The 13,556-nt window shown below is 69.5% G+C and carries 13 protein-coding genes; 5 read left to right on the top strand and 8 right to left on the bottom strand.

Going from position 1 to position 13,556, the window contains the following annotated elements; translation table 11 throughout:
• Nucleotides 1–212: 212 nt before the first annotated feature.
• Both IPH07_39870 and IPH07_39865 read right to left on the bottom strand, forming a co-directional pair.
• Nucleotides 213–2,132: an RNA polymerase sigma factor gene (locus IPH07_39870; protein ID MBK6923612.1), complete on the bottom strand. Its 1,920-nt coding sequence runs from the start codon at nucleotides 2,130–2,132 to the stop codon at nucleotides 213–215.
• A 147-nt stretch (nucleotides 2,133–2,279) separates the two neighbouring features.
• Nucleotides 2,280–3,890 carry a right-handed parallel beta-helix repeat-containing protein gene (locus IPH07_39865; GenBank protein ID MBK6923611.1) on the bottom strand — a complete coding sequence of 537 codons (1,611 nt, stop codon included), beginning with the start codon at nucleotides 3,888–3,890 and terminating at the stop codon, nucleotides 2,280–2,282.
• A 513-nt stretch (nucleotides 3,891–4,403) separates the two neighbouring features.
• Between IPH07_39865 and IPH07_39860 the strand changes: the two genes are divergently transcribed.
• Nucleotides 4,404–4,649 carry a hypothetical protein gene (locus IPH07_39860; protein MBK6923610.1) on the top strand — a complete coding sequence of 82 codons (246 nt, stop codon included), beginning with the start codon at nucleotides 4,404–4,406 and terminating at the stop codon, nucleotides 4,647–4,649.
• Between the two features lie 186 nt (nucleotides 4,650–4,835).
• Nucleotides 4,836–5,612, top strand: coding sequence for a hypothetical protein (locus IPH07_39855; GenBank protein MBK6923609.1), 777 nt, complete (start codon nucleotides 4,836–4,838; stop codon nucleotides 5,610–5,612).
• Between the two features lie 132 nt (nucleotides 5,613–5,744).
• On the opposite strand, the gene IPH07_39850 is transcribed toward IPH07_39855, so the two are convergent.
• From IPH07_39850 to IPH07_39835, 4 genes are all read right to left on the bottom strand, one after another.
• On the bottom strand, nucleotides 5,745–6,230 hold the full coding sequence (locus tag IPH07_39850; GenBank protein MBK6923608.1) for a hypothetical protein: 486 nt from the start codon (nucleotides 6,228–6,230) through the stop codon (nucleotides 5,745–5,747).
• Nucleotides 6,231–6,239: 9 nt separating this feature from the next.
• Nucleotides 6,240–6,704 carry a hypothetical protein gene (locus IPH07_39845; protein ID MBK6923607.1) on the bottom strand — a complete coding sequence of 155 codons (465 nt, stop codon included), beginning with the start codon at nucleotides 6,702–6,704 and terminating at the stop codon, nucleotides 6,240–6,242.
• Nucleotides 6,705–6,713: 9 nt separating this feature from the next.
• Nucleotides 6,714–7,721 carry a hypothetical protein gene (locus tag IPH07_39840; protein ID MBK6923606.1) on the bottom strand — a complete coding sequence of 336 codons (1,008 nt, stop codon included), beginning with the start codon at nucleotides 7,719–7,721 and terminating at the stop codon, nucleotides 6,714–6,716.
• A 233-nt stretch (nucleotides 7,722–7,954) separates the two neighbouring features.
• Entirely contained in the window at nucleotides 7,955–9,154 is a 1,200-nt protein-coding gene (locus tag IPH07_39835; GenBank protein ID MBK6923605.1) for a hypothetical protein, read from the bottom strand.
• Between the two features lie 337 nt (nucleotides 9,155–9,491).
• Between IPH07_39835 and IPH07_39830 the strand changes: the two genes are divergently transcribed.
• A complete protein-coding gene (locus tag IPH07_39830; GenBank protein MBK6923604.1) occupies nucleotides 9,492–10,988 on the top strand; it encodes a DUF4214 domain-containing protein in 1,497 nt (498 codons plus the stop codon).
• Between the two features lie 36 nt (nucleotides 10,989–11,024).
• Here IPH07_39830 and IPH07_39825 read toward each other — a convergent pair whose 3' ends face one another.
• Nucleotides 11,025–11,414: a DUF3224 domain-containing protein gene (locus IPH07_39825; protein ID MBK6923603.1), complete on the bottom strand. Its 390-nt coding sequence runs from the start codon at nucleotides 11,412–11,414 to the stop codon at nucleotides 11,025–11,027.
• A 142-nt stretch (nucleotides 11,415–11,556) separates the two neighbouring features.
• On the opposite strand from IPH07_39825, the gene IPH07_39820 reads away from it, so the two are divergent.
• Together IPH07_39820 and IPH07_39815 are read left to right on the top strand one after the other, a co-directional pair.
• On the top strand, nucleotides 11,557–12,507 hold the full coding sequence (locus IPH07_39820) for an SDR family NAD(P)-dependent oxidoreductase (GenBank protein ID MBK6923602.1): 951 nt from the start codon (nucleotides 11,557–11,559) through the stop codon (nucleotides 12,505–12,507).
• Nucleotides 12,508–12,641: 134 nt separating this feature from the next.
• Nucleotides 12,642–12,821, top strand: a complete 180-nt coding sequence (locus IPH07_39815) for a hypothetical protein (protein ID MBK6923601.1) — start codon at nucleotides 12,642–12,644, stop codon at nucleotides 12,819–12,821.
• A gap of 175 nt (nucleotides 12,822–12,996) precedes the next feature.
• Here IPH07_39815 and IPH07_39810 read toward each other — a convergent pair whose 3' ends face one another.
• Entirely contained in the window at nucleotides 12,997–13,365 is a 369-nt protein-coding gene (locus IPH07_39810) for a hypothetical protein (protein MBK6923600.1), read from the bottom strand.
• Between the last annotated feature and the right edge of the window lie 191 nt (nucleotides 13,366–13,556).

The following is a 13,556-nucleotide window of genomic DNA, read 5'->3' as shown; positions in this document are numbered from 1 at the left end:
GCATCCGTCGCGCGCGTGCTCGCAGCGTCACGCGCTCGACACGTCGGGGGATGGCTCCGAGCTCCGCCCCTGCGCCGAATCCCCGTCGAGAGCGCGCTCGCGGTGCCGCTGCTGCTCGCCGCACGGATGTGCGTCGGTCTCGACCACCACGAACGCATCGTGCACGCCATCGTCGACCCCAGGCGAGGTGGCGCAGATCGATCGCAGCTCGATCACAGCTCGATCACGACCGGTTCGACCTCGCGCTCGGGGCTGAGCTCGACGGTGCGGCAGACCGGTGCGCCGTCGTCGAGCGACACGCAGGCAGTGTAGGGCCCGGCCGCGAGATCGTCGAACTGGGTGGTGCGCCCGAGGTCGGCCTGCGGCGCCGCGCCACCAAAGCTCCGCATGCGCACGGCCTGCTCCCCGACACGCACGGCGAGGGCCTCGATCTGCTCGGCGGTCGCGAACGCGTGGTGCCCATCGGCGAGCACATGGGTGACCATTGCGAACCCCGTGGGGGCGGCGCGCAGATCGGCCGAGAGCAACAGCGTGAGGCCCGGATCGAGCGCCAGCTCGACCTCGTTCGCCTCGCCTTCGATCACGGCCAGCTCGCGACGCATCGGACGGCCGAGGATGTCGTCGCCCGCACTCGTCGCCGACACGTCGGCAAGCAGCGCGCCGAACGGCGCCGGCCGGACCTCGAACCGGCCGTCACCATCGGTCTCGAGCGCGATGAATGCCGTGTCGGTGCGCTGCGGTGCGAACAGCTCGATGCGTCCAGCGAACCCGTCTTTGCCGCGGACGATGCGACCGCTCAGGCTCGTCGCGCACGAGACGGTGAGCGTGACCGTTCGACCCGGTGCCAGCGCCGATGGCGGCGACATGCAGGCGTCGGTGAACGCGACCACGTCGGTGAGCTCGGCCACCGCGAGTTCGAATGCGCCGTCCTGGTCGGCTCGGGTCGCCGCGTCGGCCACGACATGGGGCTCCTGCGCATCGGCGAGGTCGAAGCGCACGCCGCCTGCGACGACGAATGCGCCGGGAACTGCGTTGCCGCCGACGTCGAGCACGCGGCCGCGCAGCGATCGCGACCGCCGCAGCGGGAACTTCGCGTGCGCTCGCGCGAGATCGGCGGGATCGTCGGTGCGCAACTCGACGCTCGAACCATCCTCGGAGCGGAAGGCGGCGATCTGCGAGCCACCACCGGCCAGATTGATGGTGGTTCGCACGCCGAGCTGGGACACCTCGAGGTCGCGCCGACTGGAGATCATGGGCTGGCGTCCCGGCTGCGCCGGTGCTTGCGGCGCATCGGCCGCGCGTTCGCGTGCGCGCTGTACCTCCGCCGTGGACGACTCCGATCGCCGCCACGGCTTGTGCGGCGCCGAGACCACCGCGGCTTCGGGATCGGTCCGCGCCGCGCTCGTCGCATCGATCGTCACCACCGCAGCGCCGACCACCAATGCCAGCGCCGCGGCCCCCAAGATCTTTTTTCCACTCGCCATTGCCATCACCCCAGCTCCGCTCCACCAACCGTTGCCACCATCGATCTCGCCCAGCGGCATGACCATCGCGACGCCCGCGATCTCCTTGCTGCTGCGCCGACCCCCGCGTTCGGATAGTTCATCGCCCAACAGCCGCTCGACCTCCTTCGCCAGGGCCGCCCGGCCGCGCCGGAGCCGTTGCTCGGCGGCGTCGACCGTGATCCCGAGGATCTCGGCGATCCGGCGGGTCGGCTCACCGGTCGCGTGGAACAGGATCAGCGGCTCGCGATACGCCGCGGGCATCCGCATCAGCGTCCGCATCAGCAGCTCGCGTGCCTCCAATTTCGCGATCGGGTCGCCGACCCGATCATCGACCACGTCGGTCACCAGCGGCTCGTGCGTGCGTCGCTTCGATCGCCGGCGTGCGAGTCGTCGCGCCACGCCGCGCAACCACCCGCCGATCCGCGATGGATCCCCGATCGCTGCCAGCCGATGCCAGGCGACCACGAACGTCTCCTGCACGATCTCGTCGCTCAGGTTCGCATCGCCCGTGTGGGCGTAGGCCACCGCTCGGACGCCCGCACGGTGGGCCTCGACCAGGGCCGCGAACGCGGTCGCATCGCCTCGTCGGGCGGCCTCGACAGTCGTGGCGATGTCTCGCGCTTCCACATCCCCCACTGCACGTAGGCATGCACGATCCGACAAGAAAGAACTCGGATCGCGGCGACGCCCGCAGGGTGGGCACCATTACGCGCGCGGCGCGAGGTCGTGGCAGCCCCGGACCGTCGGGTGCGGACGAAGAGCGCGACGTGATCGTCAGTCGAGCTCGATGGCCCCGATGTCGCAGACCTCGCCATCGCTGGGGCGCGACTGTCCGTCGAAGTCGTAGCCGACCAGGCACGGCATCGCGTCGACCGCGGGACTCCCGGCCGACGGCTCGAGCCGCGTGGTGTCGACGAACTTCGGGTCGGCGATGGTGCTGGCGTCGCCGTGCCCGGTGAGATCGGAGAGCGCTGCGTTCCAGGCCGCGGCATCGCCCCCGTCGTACAGCCCCGACGCGTTCAGCGTGAACACCGGAGCGCCGCCCTCGGCGAAGTAGAGGTTGTCGCCGACCACCAGCGTCGACCAGTCGGTCATGCCGAGATCTTCGGTGTCGGTGAAGACCCGCGAACTCGAACTCTGCGCGACGATGTTGCCGCGGAACTCGACGTCGGTGCTCGGCTGGCCCACCTCCGACTCGTTGGTGAGCATGAGCGCGGCGTGGATCATCGTCGCGGTGTCGAAGCAGGTGTTGTTGTACACCCGTGCGCCCCGGCTCGAGCCGACCGCCACGCACGCGCCGGCGACGTGGGCGATGACGTTGTTGCGCACCATGCAGTCGTAGGTCTCGTAGTCGCCATCGACCAGACGATCGGCATCGGTCGACTGCCCACACATGATCGCGTTGCCCTCGCCGCCCTTGCCCGTGTCGGCGATCATGTTGCCCTCGAACACGACCTCGCGCGAGTTGCCCTTGGCGTAGGCGGCGATGTCGGTGAGGTCGTGGAGGTAGTTGCCGACCACCTGCAGGCGATCGGCGCCGGTGATGTCGATGCCCTGGGCGTTGTCGCCGGGCGTGACGATCGCCGGATCTTGGTAGATCTCGTTGCCGTAGATCACGGTGTCGTCGGCGGTGCGCACGTTCTTGATCACGTCGGCCACCGAGCAACACAGGCGGTTGTTCACCAGCTGGACCCGCGGCGTGTCGATTTTGATCGCGTTGCCGTCGCCACCACCATTGGGGCTACCTTGCACGCGGAGACCCTCGAGACGGACGAATGCGTGGGTGCAGTTGCCGTCGACCAGGCCGTTGTCCTCGTCGCATGCGTCGGCGTAGAAGTAAATCGTCGGTCCATCACCACTGCTCGTAATCGTCACGTCCTCGCCGTCGAGCGGTCGCATCAGGATCCACTGGTCCTCGGTGCCGAACTCGCCGTCGCTGACCATGAAGCCCTCGTACTCGCCACCGCCGATCTCGATGATCGAGCCGGGCTCGGCGAGCTCGAGTGCACGGTCGAGCGTACGCACCGCGGTTTCGAGCGTGAGGCCGTCCTGGGCGTCGTCGCCGTCGGCGGCCGCGTAGACGGTCGGACCCGAGCCGACGCCCGGCGGGAGCGGATACTCGCCGCCAGGTGGCGGGGGATCGTCCGGTCCCGACGTGCCGTCGGTATCGGCACCGGTGTCGGGATCGAGCGAATCGGAGGTGGTCGGATCGCTGCCCATCGTGCCTGCGGTCGCTTCACCCGGCGTCGGACCTTCGTGGGTCTCGGCGGCTTCGGATGTCCCCGTGTCCGCGAGGTCAGAGCCGCCTGCCGGGGAGTTGCCGCACGCGGGGGTCAGCCCAGCGAGCGCGAACAGGATGCGGTTACACAGCGGGAGGCGAGCCATCGCAGGCTAAGGTGGCCGACACCCACGGGTTCTGTGTGCGGCCAGCGGACCATGGCTCCGCGCGCCGACGTGCCCACATCGGGCGGCGCGCCCCGCCCAACTCGCGCAGTGCCACACCCAACCCACCGAAATCCCGTGTGGCCGGTGGCTTGCGTAGATGGGGGACATGATCGGCCTGTACGTCGTCTCGAGTCTCGCCCGCGCCTGCACCACCGCGGTCGCGCGCCTGGCCGCGACCACGGCGCTGCGGGTCGCGATCCGCGGCGCCGCCCTGCGATCGGCCCGGACGCGGCGCTGAGCAAGCAATCTGCTCGGCGATTGCCGAGGAGAATATGGCCCAGTCCGCGAATGCGTGTGCGCGATCGTGCAGCACGCCGGGCAGCGACACGAGTGTCGGGGCAGCGACAGCGCCCGGATGATCAGCGTCGCGGTCTACGGGCGCCGCGGTACCGCGTCGGTGGCCTGGAGGAACGGCTCGAAGCCACCATACGACTGCGACACCAGCGTGTGGAGGTGGAACCCGTCATCCGCGTGATGGTCGTGGGTATCGTCGAAGCGCTGCCGCCCGGTGCGACGCGCGACATCCAGGTGCCGTTCGCGTATCCAGGATCGATCGCGACGATGGAGCATGGTGCGGCGCAGCTGCGCTTCTGCATCAGGTGGGCATCGAGTTGGCTGCGTGCTGCGGGCGACGCGAGCGATGGGGTCGATTGGAATCCGTCGTTCGAGCCGTGCTCCGAGCTTCGCGTCATGAAGTAGGGCGAGCACGTCGCGTTGCACGGTGCTACGTTCCGCGTGTCCATGTCGCGTCGCTCCTCGTTGTTGGCCATGTTCATCGTCACGATGGGGTGCGGCGCTCCGGCTGCACCCTTCTCGCCGCCACCCGTTTCACCTGGCTCGCCCCAGGCCGCCCCGCTGGAGCCCGCCCCATTGGAGCCCGCACGGATGAAGTCCTCGTTGACGCCTGCCCAGCGCCGGACGCTGGGGCCTCGACTGCGCGCGTATGGTTCGGGCTGGGATCTCGCGAACCTCGAGCAGTTCATGGACATCCGCGTGTCCCAGACGCCGAAGGGGCACCAGCTGACGTTGACGATGCGCGGCGCCTCGGGCCTCCGCTCGGTGTACCAACTCGACGACGAGAATTTCTCGGGCGAGCTCCTGCAGATCCCGCCCGGCGACGAGCTGACCGCCGCACAGCTCGCGGACGTCGAGGCGATCATCCGGGCGCACCGCACCCTGTGGATCCACCGACCCGAGGGGCGCACGGTCCCGGTGGACGTGTCGCGCGGGATGGCGGCGCTGATCGAGAAGGGCCCGAGGCAAACGCGGCTGCGCGGGCGGCACGCGGTCGTGTACTCGCGCGCGTCGAGCGATGAACCGACGATCTTCGTCCTCGCCGTCGACCTGACCAAGCGCCGGGTGACCGAGGCGGCGTGGTACGACGTCCCGCCCCACCAGACCGGCCTGATCCCCCCCGAGGACATCGCCGTGATCGACACCGCGATGCGTCGACACGGCGACTTCGGGGTGTACGGCAGCGTGACGGCGGGCCTGGTCACGCTCGCAAAGACCTCGACGATCGTGCTCCAGCGACAGGAGCGCGATTATTGGGTGCAGGTCCTGCCGCCCGGCGGCCACGGGCACGAGTTCGCGTTCCGTGTCGATCTGAAGACCGCGACGATCAGCGGCGCATCGGCGGGTCACAGCGTCGAGGCCGAGTGATCGACTCCCGCGCGAGGGTGTCGAGTCGCGCGCCCACTGCAATCACAGCGACGAGCCGGTCCACTTGCGCTCGACCATGCGCGAACACGAGATCCGATCGCTGCTCGCCGGCCTCCGTCGCATGACTCGCAGCTACGGAGCCTCCATGCAGAGGCCGGTTTGATCGTTGCACACCGGCTTGTACCAGGGGCAGTTGGCGTCGACGCCCTGGCAGGGCTCTTCGCCGCGACAGCACTCGCCGGGGCACTTGCTCGCGTCGCAGCCGGCGGCCGCCCACGACTGCGGGTCGGCGCTGCAGACCGAGAACGGATTCGACACGTCGCGGCAGGCGGCAATCGCATCGTCGCCACAGACCTGTTCTGGATAGCATCGCGTGCGATTCAGCGCGACATCGCGACACGGATCGAGCAGCTCGTCAAAGTAGTTCGACAGACACATCTCGACGGTGGAATCGGACCCGCAGGCGCGAGCCCATTCGGCGAACGCCTCACATGCCTCGACTTCCTCGTCCCGCTCGGGATCGTCGACCACGGTGCGATCGCTGCAGCCACACCAGAGCAGCACCGCGAAGGGGACGAAGGAGACGAAGATGAGTTCACGCAGTCGCATGACTCGCATGACTCGCAGCTACGGAGCCTCCATGCAGGCGCCGGACGGCTCGTCGCACACCGGCTTGTACCAGGGGCAATCGGGATCGTACCGACACGGCAGGGATCCGCGACAGCACTCGCCGGGGCACTTGCTCGCGTCGCAGCCGGCGGCCGCCCACGACTGCGGGTCGGCGCTGCAGACCGAGAACGGATTCGACACGTCGCGGCAGGCGGCAATCGCATCGTCGCCACAGACCTGTTCTGGATAGCATCGCGTGCGATTCAGCGCGACATCGCGACACGGATCGAGCAGCTCGTCAAAGTAGTTCGACAGACACATCTCGACGGTCGTCTCACCCCCGCAGGCCTGGGACCACTCGCTCAGGGCTTCGCAGGCTTCGACCTCCTCGTCACGCTCGGGGTCGTCGACCACGGTGCGATCGGAGCAGCCCCACCCGACCAGGATCCCAACAGCGGTGAAGACGAGCTGGCGCAATCGCATCGACGTCACCTACTCCACCCGGTACGTGATCGTGAGTGGCGACCCGCTGCGGAGCAGCGTGAGTGTGAAGTCCGACGCCGAGGCCAGGCTCGCGTACGCGTCCAGCACTCCAGGGATCGTGTTCAAGGCCATGCCGTTGAGCACCATCGGTCGGTCACCGGTGCGCAGACCGAGGGCATAGACCACCGTGCCCGCGCTGACGCCGGTCAAGGTCCAGTTGGTGCCGGTGACCATGTCCACCCGCGGAGACTCCTGCAGCAGCCAACCGGGGTTGTCGAGCATGTCCTCGAAGAAGCCGGCGTCCACGTCGTACCGGCTCTTGTCCGAGTTCCACGTGATCGCCCGGCTGAGGACGTAGTGATCGGTGTAGCTGTCGTCGGGGAGCTCGGCGACGCCGGGGTCGACGTCGAAGCCCGCGGTGGTCGAGTCGGCGCCGCCGGTGGTGTCAGGAGCGTAGATCTGGAACGCGACGCAGCTACCGATGCCGCCGCTCTGAACGAGCTCCGGGATCAGGTCGGCGTCGAGCGAGGGGCCGATGATGTTCTCGCACTCGTTGTGGTTGACCCCGGGGGTCTCGTCGATGATCTCGAGGCAGCGCGTGACGGCTGCTGCGTAGATCTCGTCGCGGTAGAGCGTGAGGATCCCGCCGGGGGTCTCGTCGTCGCCGATGATGTGATCGACGGCGTAGTCCGCCTGGACCTCGGGAGGCACGCAGACGCAGCCCTTCGGCGCGCCGCCGTCGGGCTGGGGCTCGATGATCTGACCCTCATTGTCCTCTCCACACACCCACGGATCGACCGTGCCGTTGCTCTTACAATACCGCGGCCCCTGCGTCCCGACCGGCGCGTCGGGATGCGCGGGCATTCGAGCGCACCACAGTGTCCCGTCCATCACCGGCATGCTGCCGGTGTCTTCGGCACTGCCGATCGTGCCCCAACTGTCGACCGTCTGATCGTTCAGAACTCCCTTTGCGCAGCCCACGACACCCGTGGGCGCGACGCTGAGACCGAGCAGCATCACGCAGCTACGTAATGCGATGCGATGCGATGCGATGCGATGCGATGCATGATTCCGACTCCTTCGTGCCCCGCACATCCTCGCGAGGTCCAGAGCAGTCTGGCGGCCGAGCATCCGATCGTCAAGCATCGGAAGCGATCGATGCCCGTCACGTCATCGCTGTCGCCGCTCGCACCATCAGGGTTGCCCTGAGCAGCCGCATCTCGATCGAACGGCCAACGCATGCGTCGGCGTCAACGCGACGTCGTGCGTCGCCGCCGGCGGCGACGCACGCACCACAGCACGAACGACGGCGCGAGCCCGTGCACGGGCACAACGTCGGTGCCCGCCGAGCACCCGCAGCCGAGCAGCCCTGAATCGCCCTGCGGTGCGGCCGGACAGCGAAAGCGCAGCTCGGCCTCGCTGATGAGCGTGCGGTACTTCGCGGTGACGGTGAGGTGCCGCGCCTGGCCCTCGAATTCCTCGGTGCAGAGGTCGCCGAGCACGACGCCGTCACCCGGGAACTGGTCGTCGAGGCTCGCCTTGCCGTCGATCGACCACTCGATCGCGGCGCCGTGCAAGCGCTGACCGACGACGTCGCGCAGCAGCGGCTGCACCAACAATGGCATCGCGTCGGCGTCGGCGTCCTCGCAGAACTCGCACGCGCTCCAGCCGACCACCAGCTCGAGGCTGGCTGCCTCGTCACCATCGACGACGATGAGCTGCGGCGCGACCACGGTGCCGGCGGCGAACTCGAGACCCAGGCCGAACGCGTCGCCCATCGCAGCGACGATCCGCGGACTCACGTCGTCGAAGACGAAATCCTCCGGTGCGGGATCGCCGAGGATGACCGGCGTGCCGTCGGTGTACGCGAGCGACACCAACGGCTCGCTCTGCCGATACAGCTGCAGGCCGATATTGGCGGGCTCGCCCGCGACGATGCGCCAGCGACCATCGGGCTCGGGCGCTGGCGCCGGCGGGAACTCGTGGCCCGCTTCGGGCTGCAGCTCGGCGTACAGCAGGCGCAGCGTGGTGTCGTCGTAGCGCAGCGCCGCGTCCTCGAAGGGATGGACCTCGAGGCGCAGCGTGTCGGCCCGCAGCACGTCGGCCGAGGGGCCGTCGCAGGCCTGCGGCGACAGCTGTAGCTGCGAGGTCCCCGGGGTCTCGAGGGTGAAGCAGCCGTCGACCAGCGGCAGCGGCGGATCGAGGGTGAGGCCGAAACACCCGGGCTGCAGGCTGCCGCTGCCATGGCCCTGATCCCAGCTCACCACCTCGGGGCAGAATCGCGTGCCCGCCAACAGTTGCGGCGGCGACTCGGGGTCGTGCAGGGGATCGAGCGAGAGCTCGGTCGCGTCCAGCCCCAACTCGCCGTGATCGGTGATGAACATCGGCTCGTCACAGGCCGAGAGCACGCACGCAGCCGCGAGCGCAACGAAGAGTCCGTAGATGCGCATGGTTCGAGCTCCGGTGGTGGCAGTCCACGGACGCGCGCCCTGGATGCATCGGAGTCTCGGCCGAAGCGCGCCACGTCACCTCGATCGATCGATCGTTCCCGCCCCGAACGCGCAAGAGCGTCATCGGCGCGCACGCGAGATCAGGCCACAGATACCCCCTGCGTGACGATCTTCGAGCACATGCGCGACGCGCCTGCGCACCGCCTCCGATCGCGGGCGTCCCACTCCACGGGGCAGGCAGGCTTTCGGCCGCCGCGGTCGCGCTCACGCCATCGAGAGGCGTCGAGCGCGGCCGCGGACGGTGCGGCGGCCCGCGACGCCTCGAAGGAGTGCTGCGATGCGAACCACGTGGATCATCCTCTCGTGCTTGTCGTTGGGCGGTTGCTACGTCGGTACCACCGGTGATCGTGCGCCGTGGTTCGACGGCACCGAGCGCGCCTTCCCGCTGCGGGAGCCAGATGACGTCGCGCAGGGCTGGTTCCTCGCGGCGACGCGGTACCAAGAGCTGTCCTACGAAATCGTCGACGGGGTCGCGGTGCACGAGGGCGACATCGTGCTGGGTCGCGTGGTCGACTTCGACGCGGTCGCGTTGGGGCAGCGCGCGCCCGATCGCTCGGCGGTCAAACCCGATCGCCTGTGGACCGACGCCGTGGTCCCCTACGTTTTCGACGATGACCTGCCGCAGTCGATCCGCGACGAGGTCGGCCAGGCGATCGAGCACTGGCACCAACACACGCGCCTGCGCTTCGTGCCGCGCAGCAGCGAGCCCGACTACGTCCGCATCCAGCCCGGCGACGGCTGCTCGTCGAACGTCGGGCGGCTCGGCGGCGAGCAGGGCGTGTGGCTCTCGGGCGGCTGCGGCGTGGGCTCGATCATCCACGAGCTCGGCCACACCGCGGGCCTGTGGCACGAGCAGTCGCGGGCCGATCGCGACGCCAACGTGACGATCGACTGGGCGAACATCGCCCCCGGCTTCGAGCACAACTTCCTCACCTATCTCGAGCAGGGCACCGAGGGCGCCGACATCGGCGGCTATGACATCGGCTCGATCATGCACTACCCCTCGTGGGCGTTCGCCATCGACCCCGACCGACCGACCATCACCACGCCAGACGGCGGCTGGATCGAGGGCCAACGCGAGCGACTGAGCGACGGCGACCTCGGCGGCATCGCGCACCTCTACGGCGCGATGCAGGGCGCCTTCGATCCGACGTGCTACGTCAGCGAACTCTACCGCGACGTGCTCGGGCGCGAGCCCGATGCCGGCGGCCTGGTGAGCTGGGTCGGGGCCATCGAAGGCGGCGTCGGTGCCTCGAGCGTCGCCGACGGGTTCGTGCGCTCCGAGGAGGCGCGCACCGGGTTCGTCGTCGATCGCTACTTGGCGCTGCTGCGCCGCGAGCCCGACGCAGCCGGGCTCGAAGGCTGGGTGAAGGCGATGCTCGGCGGCCTCGGCGAGCACACGATGACGATCGGGTTCCTCGCCAGCCCGGAGTACTGGGAGTCGATCGCGGGCAGCGACGGACACGGCCTCGTCGCCCAGCTGTACAAGGACGTGCTCGGCCGCGAAGGCAGCGAGATGGAGATCCAGGGCTGGCTCGGGGCGTCGCTCGCGGGCGTGAAGACCCGCCGCGACGTCGTGACCGCGTTCGTCACGAGCGACGAGCACCGCGCGCTGGCCATCGCCGAGACCTACCGTCGGGTGCTGGACCGCGAGCCCGATCCCGCCGGCGCGGCGGCCTGGCTCGACGCCATGCGCGACGGCAGCACGATCGAGTCCGTGCGCGTTGCGTTCCTCTCGAGCCCCGAGTACCTCTCGCGCTGCCCGTCGAAGTGAGCGTGCGCCCGTCGCGAAGCTCAGCGCGGGTCCGCTCTAGCCGAGGGTGTAGTCGAGCTCGTACGCGTGGCGTCCACCCTCGACTTGAATCGTCATGCGACCGGTGATGCCGACCAACGCGCCGGTGCCCGACCCACCCACGATCACGACCTCGAGCGAGCGCCCGTCGGCGTCGCTGGTGGCGAGGTGCGTGACGACGAACGAGCCCGCGCGACCGTCGAGGGTGCCGTCGATGCGCTCGATCGCGACGTAGGCCGCGGCCGCCGGGTCCGGCGTCCGTACCGACGTGAACCACACCACGCTGGTCGCCTCGAGCCCACCCGAGAAGTGCTTGTCGAATGTGGCGCGACCGATGACGACGCCGTCGCGCTCGGACAGCGGCGGCTGTGCGTTCATCTTCACCTCGAACGACCCCTGTGCGTGCATGCGCGGGGTGTAGCGCGTCCATGGGCGCGCGTCTTGAAGGAACGCGTCACCGCGAGGGCGGAGGGCGCGCTGCATCCGAGCTCGCCCTGGTCGCGCGCGCGCGCGTAACATGGGCCCCCCGCGTGTCCGTATGATCGCTCGCATGTCGGCGGCATCGGTTCTCGAGTCTGCGCGCAACCTGGGCTCCCGCAGCACGGCCCAGGAGGCCCTCGGTGGGCTGTCGCTCAAGGGCCGTCGCCTGGTGGTGACCGGTGCGAGCTCGGGGCTCGGCATCGAGACCGCGCGGGTGCTCGCACGTGCCGGAGGTGACGTCGTGGTGGCGTGCCGCGACACCGCCACGGGCGAGCGCGTCGCCGCCGAGCTGCGCACGGGTTTCGGCCCCAACGCCGGCACGCTGAGCGTGGCCGCGCTGGACCTCGCCGACCTCGACTCGGTCGCCGCGTTCGCGCGCGGGATCGTCGAGGGCGGGCAGCCGCTCGATCACCTCGTCAACAACGCCGGCGTGATGGCGACGCCGCTGTCGTTCACCAAGCAGGGCTTCGAGCTCCAGGTCGGCACCAACCACGTCGGCCACCACCTGCTGACGCGCCTGCTGCTGCCCGCGCTCGAGCGCGCGCCGGCAGCCCGCGTCGTCACGCTGTCGAGCGCAATGCATACCCGCGGCCGCGGCGAGCGACTCCTGCGAACCCTCGGCGACGACCGGCGCTACGAGTCGCGACGCTATGCGCCGTTCGACGCCTACAGCGATGCCAAGCTCGCCAACGCATCGTTCGCGCGCGCGCTCGCGAAGCGCGTGCCGCAGCACATCACGTCGCTCTCCGTGCACCCGGGCGTGATCGCGACCGCACTGTCGCGCAGCATGGGTGTGATGGGCGTGGTCTTCCGCGCCGTCGGGCGTCCGTTCATGAAGTCGGTGCCACAGGGCGCGGCGACCACCGTGTTCGCCGTCGCGGCGCCCGAGCTCACCGCGCACTCCGGGGCCTACCTCGCCGACTGTGCGGTGACGCGCGCGAGCGCAGAGGCACGCGACGAGGGCTTCGCCGACACACTCTGGGATCGCACCGAAGCGTTGGTCGACGCGTATCTGCGGTGATCGAGGTTGCAGGATCGCCGCCGCGACCTGCGACCCGCTCGCGCGCCACCGCAGTCACTGCGCGACCACGGCCGCTGACGCGTCGTCGCTGCAGCAACGCGGGCCTGCGTCGCGCGCTAGCGTCATGCTCACGCATGGCCACCGATACGTCGATGAGTCCCGAGCCCGAGGTCGAGCCCGACCGCGATCCCGAGCCCAGCTCGCCGCCACCCGGCTTGCCGACGCAGCCGGAGACCCCGGAGGTGTTCCCGGTCTCGCCAGATCCCGAGCCGGCCACCGAGCCGCCACCGCTGACGTTTCGCGCACGGGTCTAGTACCTCGACACAGCGATAGTGACGGGCCATAACACCGCCCTGACCGCGCCTCGCTGCGTTGCCGCACCTTGAAATACGCCCGGTATTCCGGCGGCACGGCGCCTTGCGGAGTCGCGGCCATGACGGCGTTCTGACCCATCACTATCGCTGTGTCGAGGTACTAGTGAGTTCAACCCTACGACCGGTTCGGCGGCGACTCGGCCACCATCGCTTGCACGCGCTCGAGCCAGCGCCGCAAAGACGTCGCGTCCTCTGCGATCTTGTCGACCCCGACGCGCGCAAGCACGCCGGCGACGTCGGACGTAGCGCCTGCGAGTGCCGTGCGTCGCTCCTTCGCGGCACCGGTCGATAGGGCCTCCGTTGGCCGCGTGCCCGTCCAAGCGAGCAGCCATGCATCCGCGCACTCACACGCAACTCCTCCCGCGACTTTCAGGAGGGTGCTCTTGCCGGAGTCGTTCGGCCCGACGAACGCATGGAGGGCAGAGAGCTGGGTGCGAACATGCTCGATGCACCCGAACCGAGTGACTTCCAAGGAACCGAACATGATCGCGCCGCGACATCGTACCCGAAGGTGCCGCGTCGGGCACGGTCCCCGAGGCACTTCGGCGGCTGGCATTCCGGCGAGGGAACGCGGCGCGGCGGTCTGGTCCACGCTCGCGCTTGCGCGGCGGACCCGTCCGCGCTCGTGCGCTCGACTCGAGCGGCCGTGCTGCCCAAGTCGGGCGAGCCGCATGT

Source organism: Deltaproteobacteria bacterium, assembly GCA_016709225.1.
Taxonomy (GTDB): Bacteria; Myxococcota_A; Polyangia; order Nannocystales; family Nannocystaceae; genus Xiheibacterium; species Xiheibacterium phototrophicum.
This window is presented reverse-complemented; position numbering and strand designations above follow the sequence as displayed.